Annotated in this window: 14 protein-coding genes; 8 read left to right on the forward strand and 6 right to left on the reverse strand. The window is 61.6% G+C overall.

From position 1 onward, the window contains the following. Positions 1-42: 42 nt before the first annotated feature. A complete protein-coding gene (locus RG540_RS12735) occupies positions 43-2,286 on the reverse strand; it encodes a TonB-dependent hemoglobin/transferrin/lactoferrin family receptor (RefSeq protein ID WP_038588429.1) in 2,244 nt (747 codons plus the stop codon). 401 nt (positions 2,287-2,687) lie between these two features. Further along, a complete protein-coding gene (gene putA / locus RG540_RS12740; protein WP_038593698.1) occupies positions 2,688-5,810 on the reverse strand; it encodes a bifunctional proline dehydrogenase/L-glutamate gamma-semialdehyde dehydrogenase PutA in 3,123 nt (1,040 codons plus the stop codon). Between the two features lie 110 nt (positions 5,811-5,920). Between putA and RG540_RS12745 the strand changes: the two genes are divergently transcribed. The 3 genes from RG540_RS12745 to RG540_RS12755 all read left to right on the forward strand — a co-directional run bounded on the left by RG540_RS12745 (position 5,921) and on the right by RG540_RS12755 (position 7,773). Then, the gene (locus tag RG540_RS12745) at positions 5,921-6,382 is read left to right on the forward strand and encodes an Lrp/AsnC ligand binding domain-containing protein (protein ID WP_038544317.1); all 462 of its coding nucleotides are present in this window, start codon (positions 5,921-5,923) and stop codon (positions 6,380-6,382) included. Between the two features lie 216 nt (positions 6,383-6,598). Next, complete coding sequence (locus RG540_RS12750; RefSeq protein WP_244446557.1) at positions 6,599-7,264, forward strand: helix-turn-helix transcriptional regulator; 666 nt, start codon at positions 6,599-6,601, stop codon at positions 7,262-7,264. A gap of 38 nt (positions 7,265-7,302) precedes the next feature. After that, entirely contained in the window at positions 7,303-7,773 is a 471-nt protein-coding gene (locus tag RG540_RS12755; RefSeq protein ID WP_038588434.1) for a PAS domain-containing protein, read from the forward strand. Positions 7,774-7,804: 31 nt separating this feature from the next. On the opposite strand, the gene RG540_RS12760 is transcribed toward RG540_RS12755, so the two are convergent. From RG540_RS12760 to RG540_RS12775, 4 genes are all read right to left on the reverse strand, one after another. After that, entirely contained in the window at positions 7,805-8,953 is a 1,149-nt protein-coding gene (locus RG540_RS12760) for a DUF2333 family protein (RefSeq protein WP_038588437.1), read from the reverse strand. A gap of 136 nt (positions 8,954-9,089) precedes the next feature. Beyond that, positions 9,090-10,028, reverse strand: a complete 939-nt coding sequence (locus RG540_RS12765; protein WP_038588439.1) for a hypothetical protein — start codon at positions 10,026-10,028, stop codon at positions 9,090-9,092. Positions 10,029-10,137: 109 nt separating this feature from the next. After that, positions 10,138-10,584: a pseudoazurin gene (locus RG540_RS12770; protein WP_038544326.1), complete on the reverse strand. Its 447-nt coding sequence runs from the start codon at positions 10,582-10,584 to the stop codon at positions 10,138-10,140. A 160-nt stretch (positions 10,585-10,744) separates the two neighbouring features. Further along, entirely contained in the window at positions 10,745-11,326 is a 582-nt protein-coding gene (locus RG540_RS12775; RefSeq protein ID WP_038544328.1) for a thymidine kinase, read from the reverse strand. A 197-nt stretch (positions 11,327-11,523) separates the two neighbouring features. Here RG540_RS12775 and choX point away from each other — a divergent pair, with 197 nt between their 5' ends. From choX to RG540_RS12800, 5 genes are all read left to right on the forward strand, one after another. Next, positions 11,524-12,480, forward strand: a complete 957-nt coding sequence (gene choX / locus RG540_RS12780) for a choline ABC transporter substrate-binding protein (RefSeq protein ID WP_038588442.1) — start codon at positions 11,524-11,526, stop codon at positions 12,478-12,480. Positions 12,481-12,561: 81 nt separating this feature from the next. Further along, the gene (choW, locus tag RG540_RS12785) at positions 12,562-13,404 is read left to right on the forward strand and encodes a choline ABC transporter permease subunit (RefSeq protein ID WP_038549479.1); all 843 of its coding nucleotides are present in this window, start codon (positions 12,562-12,564) and stop codon (positions 13,402-13,404) included. Beyond that, positions 13,401-14,465 (forward strand): choline ABC transporter ATP-binding protein, encoded by a 1,065-nt coding sequence (gene choV / locus RG540_RS12790; RefSeq protein WP_038588445.1) that lies wholly within the window; start codon positions 13,401-13,403, stop codon positions 14,463-14,465. Before choW ends, choV begins: the two co-directional genes overlap by 4 nt. A 102-nt stretch (positions 14,466-14,567) precedes the next feature. Further along, positions 14,568-15,326, forward strand: coding sequence for a HugZ family pyridoxamine 5'-phosphate oxidase (locus RG540_RS12795; protein WP_038588448.1), 759 nt, complete (start codon positions 14,568-14,570; stop codon positions 15,324-15,326). Between the two features lie 123 nt (positions 15,327-15,449). Beyond that, the gene (locus tag RG540_RS12800) at positions 15,450-15,770 is read left to right on the forward strand and encodes an ArsR/SmtB family transcription factor (protein ID WP_038544336.1); all 321 of its coding nucleotides are present in this window, start codon (positions 15,450-15,452) and stop codon (positions 15,768-15,770) included. Positions 15,771-15,810 lie beyond the last annotated feature (40 nt).

The following is a 15,810-nucleotide window of genomic DNA, read 5'->3' on the forward strand; positions in this document are numbered from 1 at the left end:
TCTCGCACCACCCTCCCCAGGCGCCCCCGCCGTTGGATTGGTTCAGAACCGCTGAGTCAGAGAGAGTTTGAACGACCGGCCAGGTTCGGAATAGAAGGCAACCGGCTGGTTGGTGCCGCTGGTGGTGTTGGGATTGATGCCGCGCACACCAACCGCGTTATAGTATCGCGTGTCGAAGATGTTGTAGACGCCAGCCTGAACCCGAAGCCCCTTGGCCTGTTCTGGCTCCCACCAGCCCGTCAGGTTGGCGATCCCGTAGCCGGGCGCCTCGAATGTGCTGCTCTGTCCGTCAGGACGCATACCGCTAGAGAAGATTCCGGTCAGCTCAGTGCCCCATGATTCCTGATTGTAACCAATACCGAGGATCGCCTTGAACGGCGCGACAGTCCGGATGTACTCATTTGTATCGGTATCTCTGCCGAAAGCGTAAGCCAGCGAGGCATGCGTGAAGAAGCCATTGGCAAATTCTTTGCGAATCTTGGCCTCTACGCCGGAAATCTCGACACTGGCGCGGTTACGATAGGTGAAGATCGATCCTGGCCCAAAAGGAGGGAACGGGCTTGCCCACAGTGTCGTGGTTTCGGTGACCTGGTCGATGAAGTTTTTGTATCTGTTGTGGAATAACGTAAGCTTTCCAGTAAGGTCGGCATCCGTGTAAGTCGCGCCGATTTCGAAGCCATTGCTGGTTTCCGCTTTCAGGGTGGGATTGCCCACCACCGCATAGCCTGCCGTCGCGATGTTCGGGAACATCAGATACAGTTCGTTCATGGTCGGGGCGCGATACGCCATGGACCACTGCGCAAACAGCTGCACTTCCGGCGTCAGATCGTATGTTGCGAGCAGCTTCGGGGAGAACCGCGAGCCATCGTTGGCGGTCGGAATGCCAAGCGGACCGTAGCCGGTATTGCCCGCCAGAGACGCATCCGGGTCGTAGCTGTAGGCATCGAACCGGATACCTGGCGTCAGCGTGAAGCCGCTGTTGCCGAAAGCCATCTGGTCTTCGAGATAGATGCCGAGCGACTTGCCTGTGATATCCGGCATGTCGGATTCAGATGCCGCGGTCGAACCGGCCGTGTTGGCAAAAAGATACTCGTTGAAATACTGTAGCGAAGCACTGCCACCGAAGCGAACGGTATGGCCGATGCCGTCGGTGGCGAAATCGGATTCCAGTCCGCCAGTGATACCATAGGCATTGTTCTGCATGCTGTCGTTGCGGATATAAGTGGTACCGTTGTTCCGGAGGCTGCCCGAACCGGATTCCTGCGCAAGGCGCTGCCAATAGAGCGAAAAATTGGCGCGACTGACTGGAGAACCGGCTTCCGGCGCCTCGTATTCGTAGTCGAGGGATACGCGGTCGCGCTCTCTGTTTTCGTCCCCGCTATATTCGCCCGTCAAGTAGGAGGTGGGTGTGGTGCCGCCCCACAGCGTCCTCAAGTCGGTCTCGCTTTTCGACAGGAACCTTTCCGCGGTGATGCCGATGCGGTGGCCGCCCTCGATGTCGTGGCGGATCTTGACCATCAGGTTGCTCTGATCCGTGTCGGAGGGATTGGGAACCGTCCGGGTGGATCCGTCTATATCCCTGACGCCGCGGTTGTCACGTTCTTGTCCATGCTTGTAGGAACCCTGGAAGAGGATCGAGGTATTGCCGATGTTCTTGGCAACCGCCACAGAGCCCCCGACGCTCTTGTCTTCGCTGTCGGCATTTGCCTTCGCGACACCGCCCCAATCCTTGTCGTCGCCGATCAAGTCTTCGGGCTCCAGCGTGCGCAGGACCAGCGCGCCGCCGAGGGCGCCGGAGCCAACGCGGCTCGAATCCGCGCCACGGACCACGTCGACAGTAGAAAGCGAGGAGAAGTCGAAGGTGGAATTGGTGCTGCTGAGGCCGGTCGTCGCCTGGCCTTCACGGGCGAAGTTCTCGAAATACTGGATCGGAATGTTGTCGACGAGCGTGACGACGCGAGCGCCGCCGAGGCCGCGGATGAACAGGCCGCCGCGCTGGCCGGGCTTGGTGTCGACATAGTCCACGCCGGGCTCGGTCGTTCTGCCGAGATCTTGCAGGTTGCCGATATCTTTCTTCCTGATCTCCTCCGCCGTCGTCGTGCTCGCAAGCGGCGTGGCCGCGGCCAAATTCCCCGCCTTCACCCGTTTCCCCTTGAGCACGATCGGCTTCAGCGTCGTGTCCGCCTGTGGCGGTGCGGCCTGCTGGGCGGCCGCACCGTGGGCGAGGGAAAACACCGCGAGCGCGGTGCAGGTGGTGAGGGTGGATCGCAGGCGCCGGGTGACCATGACTGTCCTTTCAAACAGGGCACACGAAACCGTCGGCGCGCGCGAACGCACCGGAAGGCGGCGGCCCTTTTTCAATTCTGGCAAGAATGTGGCGGGAGGCAGAAGATGCCTTATTCATGCCATTAGAAAACATGAGTATTATTGTCAATTATTAAAACATGACTCTAATGATCATATTTACGCGAGCCCGGTTCCATGGCAAAAATACAACAGGACCGAATGCAAAAAAGGCCCGGATCGCTCCGAGCCTTTTGGTTCTGGACAATCGCGCCATCTTCGGGGGCTAGAGATGGTCTGCCGCATCTGGCTCCAAAACCGCCCCCTGGCGCCTCGCTTGGGCTCGGCGCGTTCGACGCTCAAAACGCTTCACTGGAGCGTTTTGACGGCTAAGCCGTCGCGTCTCACCCTTCCCCGATCGCGATCAGGCTCGCATTCCCTCCAGCGGCAGCGGTGTTGACGGAGATCACCTGCTCTTCGGCAAACCGCATCAGATAGGCAGGCCCGCCCGCCTTGAAGCCCGTGCCGGAAAGGCCGGAGCCGCCAAAGGGCTGGGTGCCGACCACGGCGCCGATCATGTTGCGGTTGACATAGACGTTGCCGGTGTCGAGCGCCTCCGTCACCTTGCGGATCGTCGCCTCGATGCGGCTGTGGATGCCGAGCGTCAGGCCGTAGCCAGTGGCATCGATCGCCGAAAGCACCTTGTCGAACTCCTTTGCCTTCCAGCGCACCACGTGCAGGACCGGGCCGAACACTTCCTTGGTCAGCACAGCGGCACTGTCGAGTTCGATGATGTGAGGGGCGAAGAAATTGCCGGTCGCCGGCGCGCCTCCGGCATAACGTATCTTCTGTTTTTTGGCCCGCATGTCCGCGACATGATCGGTCAGCATCTTTGTCTGGTTCTCGTCGATGATCGGTCCGACATCGGTATTCTGTTTCGCTGGGTCGGCGAGATTGAGCTCGGCCGCCGCCCCCTCGATCATCTTCAGCATGCCGTCGGCGATATCCTCCTGCAGGAAGAGGATGCGCAGCGCCGAGCAGCGCTGGCCGGCGGAGCGGAAGGCGGAAACGACCACGTCGTCCGCCACCTGTTCCGAAAGTGCCGTCGCATCGACGATCATCGCGTTGATGCCGCCAGTCTCGGCGATAAAGGGCACGATCGGCCCATCCTTGGCGGCCAGCGCCCGGTTGATCGCATGCGCCGTCTTCGTGGAACCGGTGAAGGCGATGCCAGCGAGCTTGCTATGCGCGGTGATCGCCGAGCCGACATCCGGGCCGCCCGGCACCAGCGCCAGTACCTCGGCCGGAACGCCTGCCTGATGGAACAACTTGATCGCCTCGTAGGCGATCAGCGGCGTTTGCGGAGCGGGCTTGGCGACGACCGTATTGCCGGCCACCAGCGCTGCCGAGATCTGCCCGAGGAAAATCGCCAGCGGGAAATTCCACGGCGAGATACAGCCGAACACGCCGCGGCCGCGCCAGAAATGGCGGTTGTCCTCGCCGGTCGGCCCCGGCATCAGGCTCGGCATGGCGAACAGCTCGCGGCCCTTATCGGCGTAGTAGCGGCAGAAATCCACCGCCTCACGGATTTCGGCAATCCCGTCGTCCAGCGTCTTGCCGGCCTCGGCGGCGAGAAGTGCCAGCAGCCGGTCGCGGTTTTCCTCCATCAGCCCGGCGGCCCGCTCCAGGCAGGCGGCGCGGATTTCCACCGGCTGGCGCGCCCAGGCCCGGAATGCCTTGGCCGCAGCCGTGAAGGCTGCGTCCACATCGGCCGGCGTCGCATCGCGCACGGTGCCGACGATCTTCGAGCGATCTGAGGGAGACCGAACCGGCTTTTCCTCCGCCCTGGAGGTGACGCCTGCTATCAGCGGCCCGGCCTTCACCTCGCCCCACGGCTTGGAAACGCTGGCCATCAGCCTTTCGAGCTCGACCCGGTGGCCGAATTCGAAACCGGCGCTGTTCTTGCGGCGGCCGTAGATGTCGGAGGGCAGCGGGATCTGTTTGTGCCGCGCGCTGATGCCGTCATCGAGACCGAGCCGCGCGGCCGGTCGTTCGAGCAGCTTTTCGACCGGCACCTGTTTGTCGCCGGCAACCGCCACGAAGGACGAGTTGGCACCGTTTTCGAGAAGCCGGCGCACGAGGTAGGCAAGCAGGTCGCGATAACCGCCGACCGGCGCATAGATGCGGCAGGCGATCCGGTCGTTGCTTTCGAGCAGGTCGTCGTAGAGCGCCTCGCCCATACCATGCAGCCGCTGGAATTCGAAGCCGGTGCGGTCGGGGCCGGCAAGTTCCAGAATGGTCGAGACGGTCAGCGCGTTATGGGTTGCAAATTGCGGAAAGATCCGCGCCCGCTTGGCGAGAAGCTGCTGGGCGCAGGCGAGATAGGCAAGGTCGGTCGCCGGCTTGCGGGTCCAGACCGGATAGTCCTCGATCCCCCGCTCCTGCGCCCGCTTCACCTCGGTGTCCCAATAGGCGCCCTTGACCAGCCGCACCATCATCCGCCGGCCATGGGTGGTGCAGAGCTGGTCGATATAGTCGATCACCTGGGGTGCCCGCTTCTGATAGGCCTGGATCGCCAGGCCAAACCCGTCCCAGCCGGAAAGCGACGGGTCGGAGAAGGTAGCGGCGATCACGTCGAGCGACAGTTCCAGCCGGTCGGCCTCTTCCGCATCGACGGTGAAATTGAGCTGATGTTCCTTCGCCATCCGGGCAAGGTCGAGGAGATCCGGAACTAGCTCGGCCATCACCCGGTCATGGTGGGTGGCGAGGTAGCGCGGATGCAGCGCCGAAAGCTTGACGGAAATTCCCATCCGGTCGGGAAGTTGCCTACCCTTGCCGTGCTTTTTCATATGCGCGCCAATCGACTGGATCGCGTCTGCATAGGAGCGGAAATAACGCTTGGCGTCTTCGGCGGTGCGGGCGCCCTCGCCCAGCATGTCGAAGGAATGGCGGTAGCCTTTCTCCTCGCTCTTGGCGGCGCGCACCAGCGCGTCCTTCATCGTCTCGCCGAGCACGAAATGGTGGCCGAGGAAACGCATCGCCTGCTTGGTGGCGGTGCGCACGGTCGGCAGGCCGACGCGCTTGACGAGGCCGCGCAAAATTCCCTCCGGCGTCTCGCCTGGGCCGATGACGCGCGCCGAAACGGCAAGCGCCCAGGCGGATGCCGACACGAACCAGCTTTCGCCGGAGGCCTCATGGGTGCTCCAGCCACCTTCGCGCAGCTTGTCCTCGATCAGCCGGTCCTGGGTCAACGCATCGGGCACGCGGAGCAGCGCCTCGGCAAGCACCATCAGCGCCAGCCCTTCCCGCGTCGAAAGCCCGTATTCGCGCAAAAAGTCCTCGACGCCGCCGACCTTTCCGGCTCCGTCGCGGATGGCATTGATCATCCGCCGCGTCCGCTGATCGATCGCCGCGTCCTGCGCCGAGGTGAAGCTGGTGCGGGCGGCGAACTGCCGGATCAGCCGGTCGTCGTCGCCGGCATAGGGCGCATTGAAGGGAATGAAGGGCTCGGTCAGAATCTGGCTCATATGCATCTCCGTTGCATTCTCCCCATAGCTGGAATTTCGTGGTGATTTCGGCGGATTTTTATGGCATTAACGAGACATATCGCGGCAATTTCAGCAAAATGTAGCGAGATATGAAAGACATCGACCGTCTCGACCGAAAAATCCTCCGCGCGCTCCAGAAAGAAGGGCGCCTGAGCAATCTCGAACTAGCCGATCGCGTGTCGCTTTCACCCACGGCGACCGCCGAACGGGTCAAGCGGCTGACCCGCGAAGGATACATCACCGGTTATAGCGCTTTGCTGTCGCCGGAAAAGCTCGGACGCAATCTGCTCGTCTTCGTGCAGGTCAAGCTAGACCGCACCACGCCCGACGTTTTCGACGCTTTCGCCGCCGCGGTGAAGCGCAGCGACGACGTGATGGAATGCCACATGGTGGCAGGCGGCTTCGATTATCTGGTGAAGGCGCGGGTCGCCGGAATGGAAGCCTACCGGCAGTTCCTCTCGGAGGTGATTCTCCCGCTTCCGGGGGTCAGGGAGACCCACACTTATGCAGTCATGGAGGAAATTAAAGGGACCGGATATATCCCCGTATAAATCTTGACCCCGTAACTCCATGAATTCATGGAAATAAAGTGAGCCTATATCGGAAACCGCGCCGGTTTCTGCTGCAGCGCAGGAAATTTCGCTGGCTATTCAAACCGATTTGTATATTTGTTAACGATCACATAAATCACCTGTCTGCTCGCCCGCATGATCACTTTGGAACGGCAATCGATTCTGAACAGCGAGATTTCCGCCGCGGATTCGCGATTGGAAATATTTGCTGCGATGAAGCGCGTTGCCCACGAGTTCGGGTTTCGCCACATCACGCTTTTCGCCGCCACCAGAGCGGATGAGACGCTTTTGTCGCGGATGATCGTCGAGACGACGCTGCCCGTAAGCTATGTCCAGGAATTCGATCGACGCCGGCTCTTGAAGCTTTGTCCGGTCGCGCCGATCATCTCGAAATCCGCCCTTCCCTACTGTTGGTCGATCGACGATCCGGAAAGCGTGCGCGGTTTCCCGGTGCCTGTCGAGATGGACGAATTGCAGCGCCGCTACGACATCATCACCAGCGTCGCGATGGCGGTGCATTCGATCGATGGCGGCCGCTTCATGCTACGTTTCGACGGCGTCCGGCATCGGCTGAGCCAGGTGGAGCTCAACGAGATCGGCATGATCGTGCTGCATGCGTTCGATGTCTTCGACAAGATCCGCCGCAGCGCCAGGACCGGTACCGCCGGCCCCCTCACCACCCGCGAACTGGAGGTGGTCCGCTGGACGGCGCAGGGCAAGACATCCTCCGAAATCGGGCGGATTCTTTCCCTCTCGGACCACACCGTTAACGCATATATGACCAATGCCATAAAGAAACTGGATTGCGTCAACCGCACCCAGTTGGTAGCTAAGGCTCTGAGATTGAGACTCATAGTGTGAGGTTGGGGCGTTATCTCCCGGCCTATGGGAGAAAAAGATTGACGTTTTGGGTCGAACACACCGAAAAACGCGTCAATACTCAATACCGGGAAGTGGGACTTACGACAGACGAGGTGGTTGAACTTGCCTCGGCCTTCCGTTTCTATGGTTATTGGCGAATCGACCTGGATACCGGCCACTTCTTCGCGACCGAAGACGTCTGCCGTATCTTCGGACTGGAGCCGAAGAACGGTCCTTTGAACTTGGTTGCCCTCACCGCGCGCATCCATCCCGACGACATGCCGCAACTGATGGAAACCTTCGAGCGCGCCAGCGGCGAGCGCCTGACCTACCACAATATCTATCGTATCCGAGCCGATGCGGAGGACTACAAATATGTCCGCAGCGTCGGCAAATTCCGCGACAAGCCGGGCACGAGCGGCGAGGTCGTCGGCATGACCTACGAGTTCTTTGCCGAGCGTCCAGGCGTGACGTTCTTTCTCGACGAACCAAGTCTCCCGAAAACCTGACTCCCTAAAAACCCAACCGGCACCGGCCGGCTTACCGGTCGAGCACCGAGCGCAATTCCACCAGGTTCGAGCGAACCCTGAGAGTGTAGAAACCCATCACCGCCAGATGGCTCGGCATGATCCAGCCGTCTTCGCGGCCGTTGGAGATGATCGCCGGCTGGATGCGCAGCGCCGACTTGAACTGCGACAGTGTATCGGTCCACAGCGACCCGATATTGCGCTCGCGGATCACCTGGGAAAAATCCGCTCCTGCCGCTGCAAGCACCGCATAATAGCCGTAGAGCTGGCCGTAGGCGAACCAGAAGCGATCGTCGGCGCGTGTATCGAACCAGCCGGCATTGTAGTTCTCCGAGCGCTCCCGCAGAATCGCCGACGTGCCGCCGAGATCGTTGGCGATCCGGTCGATGAACTGGATCAGGTTGTCGACGCGGCTGTCGAAGGTCGCGTTGCAGGAGGTCAGATCGGTATTGAACGCCCTCAGCTTGCTGATCGCCGCGCGATAATAGCTTGGGGTCGGGGTCTTCGGCCCAAAGGGGCTGAGCCCGAAATACCAGGAAAATTCATCGAACTGCAGGTTGCCACGGGCGTCCTGGAGGTTGTTGTTGATGCCCGACGTGCCGCGGACGCGCCCAAGCGAATCGACGAGTTCCGTCGAGGTGCGCCGCACCGCCTGGTTGACGCCGCGCTGGAAGGAGGCCTTGTTGTCGAGGAAAGGCGTGTGATCCCAGTCGATGCCGAAGAACCCGAGCCGGTAGAGCAGCATCGAAGAGATCCAGGCATTCTGGTTGACGTTCATGTCGGTGAGATCGGCGGCCGCATCGACGATCGCCGACGACTGGCATTGTTTCGCGCCGGTCGCCGGAGCGGTCGCATTGGCGCTTGCGGGGGCCGTTGCGGGCAATTCCTGGCCGGCCGGCACGTTGCGCTCCGACCAGCGGTAGCTGTCGACGAAATTTGGGTTGAAATTGGTCCAGACCTGCGTCTGCCAGAAGAAATAGCCGTAGAGCCCGATCATCAGCACCAGGAAGGCGAGGATCGGCCCCTTCACCATCCAGTGACGCTGGCGGTACCACCCATGCGCTGCCATGAACGGCCAGACGATCCAGGCGATCAACAGCCCTATGCCTCGCCCGACGGCCTGGCCGATTCCTTGAAAGAAGGCGGTAATCCGGTCGAGCATCGCTGTCTCCTCGTGAGGCGGGGTGCATCCGATTGGGCTTGGCTCACACATATGTGCTCGGGCTCACAAGCACAACGGGGCGCAGCGTTTCGTCGCAACCGCAAGAAACGAATGCGTAGCCGGCCTCTCGAGAGCCCTACCGGGACCGGACAAGCTTGAAGCCGGCAATCGTCGGCAGTCGAAAGCCGCCTTGCCCGCCGCCGGATTTTGCCACCTCCCCGGTGGCCTCGGCGGGAAATCGCTCGGCAAAGGCCTGGTCGGCGCGATGCCGCCGCCGGTCGAGCCCGTGCAATGTCAGCATGCCGTTTGCGAAACGCTCGACCTCGGGCACCAGATGCGGGAAAAGTTCGGGCTTCAGGCCGGCATCGCCGCGCCCCCCGGCATCGGCAACCACCCGGTAGAGGATGAGCAGGTTTTCCGTATCGCCGATCAGCTTGTGCAGGAGGATGTTGCAGGTGCCCATCCGCGCGTTCAATCCTGCGACAAAGTCCTGAAAGACCTGGATCGCCGGCTCCGTGCGGCCGACCAGGTCCGTGCCTGTCTTCGCAACACCGTCCTCGCCGCGCAGCTTTTCGGTGATCTCCGGGCGGTGGTCGATGAACGTCACCAGGTCGCTTTCGCTCTCCCTGCGTTGTCCAATCAGGAAGTCCCGCTCCTGCCGCACCAGACCGGCAAGCAGGTCGGCGCGCCGCAGGAGCTCAGCCAGCCGGTTGAGCGGCGCCGGGCTGCGCCAGCGCGCCCGCTGCCGGCGGTGTTTGGCAGCCCCGGAAACGTAGCCTATCAGCGTTTCGAAGCGCGTCGGCACCTCCCGATCGTCGAATTCCTGGGCGCAGATGCCGATCTCTGCTGCCAAATCTGCGACCAGTCGGGCCGTTGCCAACTCGATCGCCTGCCGCTCGGGCCGCTCCGCCGTCAGCCGCTCGGCTTCCGCCGCCAGCGTCTCCTCATCCGGCAGTGCGAGATTCTGCGCGGTTTCGGCAAGCAGCTCACCAGTCGGGCCGAGCGCATCGCGCATTGCAGCCAGCACGTTGCCGATCCGCTCGATCTCGCTGTCGAAATTCCCAGGTGCCGCCACGCGCATTCTCCCACCGTCGGAGGACCAAGATAACGCCGCTGCAGAATTATGCCACGCCGTCCCGGCTCGATTGCCGGAAAATCGGAGGATGGCAAAAGTCCTGAAAAGATCAGAGCTTGAGCTTGGCGATCTCCGCATCGAGGCGATCTTTTGCCTTTTTCGGCATCTTGGCAGCCTTCACCGCGTCGAGATTGGCCGGCGCGTCGCCGACGACGATCACCGCGACCATGCCCATGCCGAAATGCGGCGTGCATTTGAAGACGTAGACGCCCGGCTTGTCGGCGGTGAAAGAAACTTCCTGGCTGATCTTGCCTTTGATTTCGGCAACCCCTTCCGGCACCAGGCCGGGCATCGAAACTACGTCATGCCCCTTGTCGACCGGCACGAACTTGATCGTATCGCCCGGCTGCGCCTTCACGGCCGCCGGCTCGAACACCATGGCCTCGCCGTCGCTGCCCTTGTTGAGCATCTTCACCTCGATTTCGGCGCTGAAGGCCGGCAGAGCGAACAGGGCGAGGCTGGTGGCAAGGGTAAAGGTTTTGGTGGTCTTGCGCATGCGGGGAACTCCTGCTGGGAACCACCGCCCCGTCAGGCCGGGACGTTTCGGATGTGATACATAAATATGTTTCCGGCCGCAGACTTTGACCAGCATCAATTTTGCCGCGCCGCCGCCGTCTTCCGTTGCGTACGGTGAACGGAGGTTTAAATTCCGAGCATCAATCGCAATGCATCTGATCTTCCCAATGCCGCCGGCAGAGCGAAACATATTTTTCGCTGCCGCCGACATCGACCTGGGCACCTTCGCGCACCAGCTTGCCGTCCTCGTCGAGCCTCACCACCATCGTCGCCTTGCGCCCGCAATGGCAGATGGTGCGCACCTCGCGCAGCTCGTCGGCGATCGCCAGCAGCTCCAGCGAGCCGGGAAACAGCTTGCCCTGGAAATCGGTCCTCAAGCCATAGGTCATCACCGGGATGCCGACCCGGTCGGAAATCCGGGCGAGCTGCCAGACCTGCTCGGGCGACAGGAACTGCGCCTCGTCGACGAACACGCAGGCGATCGGCTCCTCCCGGTGCATCGCCTCGATGCCCATAAAGAGATCGTCGGACGGCTCGAAGGGAATGGCGTCGGAGGAGAGCCCGATCCGCGAGGCCACTCGGCCCCGGCCGGCGCGATCGTCCAGCGACGCCGTGAAGATCGCCGTGCGCATGCCGCGCTCTCGGTAGTTATAGGAAGCCTGCAGCAGCATGGTCGACTTGCCGGCGTTCATGGTCGCGTAGTGGAAATAAAGCTTGGCCATATCTGCCTTCTGATCGCGATCGGGATTCGAAAAAAGCGGGTTTTGCCGAAAACCACAGGAAACTGTAGACTGCGCAACGCTGGGCGAGAAAGTCACAAATGTCGCAAATGCACCCCATTGTCCGCCGCGAATGCGCGCGCTTGCCTCGTCGCAGCATATATTGATAATGGCGGGAACCAAAAAAACGGGAGCAGCCCATGCGCATGACTACCTCACTGAAGACCACGCTCGTCGCTGCCGCATCGATCCTCGCGATCGTCGGCACGGCATCTGCCGCCGAACCGGAAGCCTGCAAGACCGTCCGAATCTCGGATGTGGGCTGGACCGACCTCGCCTCGACCAACGCATCCTTCATCCAGGTCCTCGAGGCGCTCGGCTACAAGGCCGACGTCAAGACCCTCGGCGTCCCGGTCACCTATTCTTCGATGAAGAACAAGGATATTGACCTCTTCCTCGGCAACTGGATGCCGGCGCAGAAGGACGCGCTGCAGCCTTATCTCGACGACAAGTCGATCGAGAGCGTCGCCGTCAATCTTGAAGGCGCCAAGTACACGCTTGGCACCAATGCCGCCGGCGCCAAGCTCGGCATCAAGGACTTCAAGGATATCGCCACCCACAAGAAAGAACTGGACGGCAAGATCTACGGCATCGAGCCGGGCAACGAAGGCAACGGCATGATCGTTTCGCTGATCGATGCCAACACATTCGGCCTCAAGGGTTTCCAAGTCGTCGAATCCTCCGAGCAGGGCATGCTGACCCAGGTCACCCGCGCCGACAAGGACAGCAAGCCGGTCGTCTTCCTCGCCTGGGCGCCGCATCCGATGAACGTCGCCCATGAGATCACCTATCTCGCCGGCGGTGACGCCACCGTCTTCGGTCCGAACTACGGCGGCGCGACGGTCTATACCGTGGCGCGCGGCGGTTTTGTCGCCCAATGCCCGAATCTCGGCAAGCTGCTCAAGAACGTGAAGTTCTCGCTCGACATGGAAAACACCATCATGGGCAAGATCCTCAACGACAGCGAGGATGCCAACGCCGCGGCCAAGACTTGGCTGAAAGCCAATCCGAAGGTCATCGAGCCGTGGGTTGCCGGCGTCACCACCTATGACGGCAAGGATGGCCTTGCCGCTGTCAAGAAGGCGCTCGGCCTCTAACAGTCCCGAAAATGTTTCCGGGGCGGCGCACCGCCTGCCCCGGAGCCCGCCCTTTCTCTCCTTATGGACGGCAGTTTTCTCGTGGATTGGATCGCAGACCATCGAATACCTATAGGTTCCTGGGCGAAGGCGGTCGTTGACTGGTTGACGGCGAATGCCGACTGGTTTTTCGACTGGCTTTCTTCCGTTCTCCTGGCCGTGATCGACGGGCTTTTGTGGTGTCTTGCGACACCGCATCCGCTGTTCGTCATGGCCGCCATGACCGGGCTTTCCTGGTGGCTGCGCCGTTCCCTCGTGCTCGCAGCCTTCACCTTCTTCGGCCTGCTCCTGATCTTCAACCAGGGCTACTGGAAAGAGACGACCGAAACGCTGGCTCTGGTGCTCGCATCGACCGCCGTCAGCATGGTGGTCGGCGTGCCGCTCGGCATTGCCGCTGCCCGGCGCCAATGGTTCTACGAAGCCATGCGGCCGGTCCTCGACCTGATGCAGACGCTGCCGAGCTTCGTCTACCTGATCCCGGCGCTGATCCTCTTTGGCCTCGGTATGGTTCCGGGCCTGATCGCCACCGTCATCTTCGCGATCCCGGCGCCTATCCGCCTCACCCGCCTCGGTATCGTCTCGACCCCGAGCTCGCTTCGGGAAGCGGCGGTCGCCTTCGGCGCCACTCCGTCGCAGATCCTGCGCAAGGTGGAACTGCCCTACGCGATGCCGCAGATCATGGCCGGCCTCACTCAGACGATCATGCTGTCGCTCTCCATGGTCGTCATCGCCGCGCTGGTCGGCGCCAACGGCCTCGGCGTGCCGGTGCTGCGGGCACTGAATACCGTCAACGTCGCCCGCGGCTTCGATTCAGGCCTGTGCATCGTCATCCTGGCGATCATTCTCGACCGCATGTTCCGCACATCGACGGGAGACGGCCAATGACAACCCAGAAAACCGATTGCGTCGTTTTCGACAATGTCGACATCGTCTTCGGCGACAAGCCGGAACGGGCGCTGGCGATGGTCGACCAGGGCAAGACCCGCGACGAGATCAGTGCCGCGACCGGCATCGTCCTGGGCGTCGCCAATGCGTCGCTCACCATCCACGAGGGCGAAATCCTCGTCCTGATGGGCCTGTCCGGCTCGGGCAAGTCGACGCTGCTGCGCGCTGTCAACGGGCTGGCCCCGGTCGTGCGCGGCAATGTCAGCGTCGCCACATCCTCGGGCCCGGTCGATCCCTACAAGTCGAACCCCAAGGTTCTGCGGGATCTGCGCATGCACACGGTCTCGATGGTCTTCCAGCAGTTCGGCCTTCTCCCCTGGCGCACGGTCGCGGAAAATGTCGGCTTTGGGCTGGAACTTGCCGGCGTTGCGGATGCCGAGCGTGCCAAGCGGGTCAACGAGCAGCTTGAACTGGTCAACCTGACGAAATGGGCCGGCCGCAAAGTCGGCGAACTGTCCGGCGGCATGCAGCAGCGCGTCGGCCTTGCTCGCGCCTTTGCGACCGGTGCGCCGATCCTGCTCATGGACGAGCCCTTCTCAGCGCTCGATCCGCTAATCCGCACCCGCCTGCAGGACGAGCTTCTCGAATTCCAGCGCCGGCTGAAGAAGACTATCCTCTTCGTCAGCCACGATCTCGACGAAGCCTTCCGGATCGGCAATCGCATCGCCATCATGGAGGGCGGGCACATCATCCAATGCGGCACGCCGCAGGAGATCGTCCGGGCGCCGGCCGACCAGTATGTCGCCGATTTCGTGCAGCACCTCAACCCGATCAGCATGCTGACCGCCGGCGACGTGATGCGGGCCGGCGTAAGCACCACGGCGGGCACCACGACTGTCGCTGGCACCGCGCTATCGACAACGCCGCTCGTCGATATCCTCGATGCGCTGTCGCGTCAGCCGGGCGCCATCGGGGTGGTCGACAACGGCGTGATCGTCGGCACCATTTCGTCCGATGACGTGATTGCCGGCCTGACCCGTCATCGCCGACGCGACAGCTGATAAGCTGAGCCGCAAAATCACCTTTCGTTTAGTGCCGCCGAATGGTATGCCGACGGCTGAGCCGGGTCGCTTTCCCGGCAACTGAACAAGGAGAGGGAAGCGTTGGCGGACGAACAGCAGACCGGGAAGACCGACAGGCCGCAGGTGCTGCGTGACACCGACGACGAGGCCCGCCGGCTTGCCCGCACGTTGGTCCGTGGAGCGCGTCACATGGCGCTGGCGGTCCTCGATCCGGAAACCGGTTTTCCCTTCGCCAGCCGGGCCCTCACTGGCACCGACGTCGACGGCGTGCCGGTCATTCTCGTGTCCGGCCTCTCCGGCCATACGAAAGGCCTCATCGCCGACCCGCGCTGCTCGCTTTTGGCCGGCGAGCCCGGCAAGGGCGATCCGCTCGCCCATCCGCGGATCACCGTTCAATGTCTCGCCGAGGGCGTCGCCCGCGACACGCCCGAACATGCACGCATACGCCGGCGTTTTCTGGATCGTCATCCCAAGGCTGCATTGTATGCAGATTTCGGTGATTTTCGCTTTTTCCGAATCACTCCACAGGCAGCATCCCTGAATGGAGGATTCGGCCGTGCATACATGCTGACAGGATCTGACCTTGTGATTCCCGAGCCGGGAATCACGGCGGAGTGGCTGGACCTCCAGGAAAATGTAAAAAATATGACCGAGCAGGCTCAGAAATTTGCTGCCCATATCGGCACGGAAAACGGGAAACTCTGGCGCTTCGGAGGCGTCGATCGAGCGGGAATCGACCTTATTGCGGGGGATTTTCAACTCAGGCACGAATTCGAAGTTCTTGCAAAGACTCCCGAAGCCGTTCTTGATTATGTTTTTGAGATCACTAAAATACGATAACTGGTTACCTGAAATTTAGGGATATACAATCCCTTTTGCTCCTTGCTAATTTTCACCCATAGGACGATGGGCCGGATTTTGAAGCCGGGGGCCGCTTTGGAATACGAGGGGAATTTAAAACGTATGGATACGATGGCACTATCTGAGCATTCCAACGCGGCCGCAGGCCTGCTGTCGGCCATGGCCAACCCGAAACGGTTGATGATCCTTTGCTGCTTGGTGAAGGGCGAAGTCGCCGTGGGTGCGCTCGCGTCGCAAGTTGGCCTCAGCCAATCTGCGCTGTCTCAGCACCTCTCCAAACTGCGGGCTCAGAAGCTGGTGAAGACCCGCCGCGATGCGCAGACCATTTATTACTCCAGCTCGTCCGAGTCGGTTCTCAAGGTCCTTGAAACGCTGGAAGAAATCTACTGTGCTCCGGTGCAGAAGAAATCCGCAGCCGCGTAGGAATGACAGCGCTGACATGAGGTCACGCTGACCTGCCCCA

The sequence above is a fragment of the Neorhizobium galegae bv. orientalis str. HAMBI 540 genome (genome assembly GCF_000731315.1).
GTDB lineage: Bacteria > Pseudomonadota > Alphaproteobacteria > Rhizobiales > Rhizobiaceae > Neorhizobium > Neorhizobium galegae.

Bases quoted from the DNA above. Each gene is read 5' to 3' on its own strand.
- RG540_RS12735 (WP_038588429.1), bottom strand. From the start codon at position 2,286: ATGGTCACCCGGCGCCTGCGATCCACCCTCACCACCTGCACCGCGCTC.
- putA (WP_038593698.1), bottom strand. From the start codon at position 5,810: ATGAGCCAGATTCTGACCGAGCCCTTCATTCCCTTCAATGCGCCCTAT.
- RG540_RS12745 (WP_038544317.1), top strand. From the start codon at position 5,921: ATGAAAGACATCGACCGTCTCGACCGAAAAATCCTCCGCGCGCTCCAG.
- RG540_RS12760 (WP_038588437.1), bottom strand. From the start codon at position 8,953: ATGCTCGACCGGATTACCGCCTTCTTTCAAGGAATCGGCCAGGCCGTC.
- RG540_RS12770 (WP_038544326.1), bottom strand. From the start codon at position 10,584: ATGCGCAAGACCACCAAAACCTTTACCCTTGCCACCAGCCTCGCCCTG.
- RG540_RS12775 (WP_038544328.1), bottom strand. From the start codon at position 11,326: ATGGCCAAGCTTTATTTCCACTACGCGACCATGAACGCCGGCAAGTCG.
- choX (WP_038588442.1), top strand. From the start codon at position 11,524: ATGCGCATGACTACCTCACTGAAGACCACGCTCGTCGCTGCCGCATCG.
- choV (WP_038588445.1), top strand. From the start codon at position 13,401: ATGACAACCCAGAAAACCGATTGCGTCGTTTTCGACAATGTCGACATC.
- RG540_RS12800 (WP_038544336.1), top strand. From the start codon at position 15,450: ATGGATACGATGGCACTATCTGAGCATTCCAACGCGGCCGCAGGCCTG.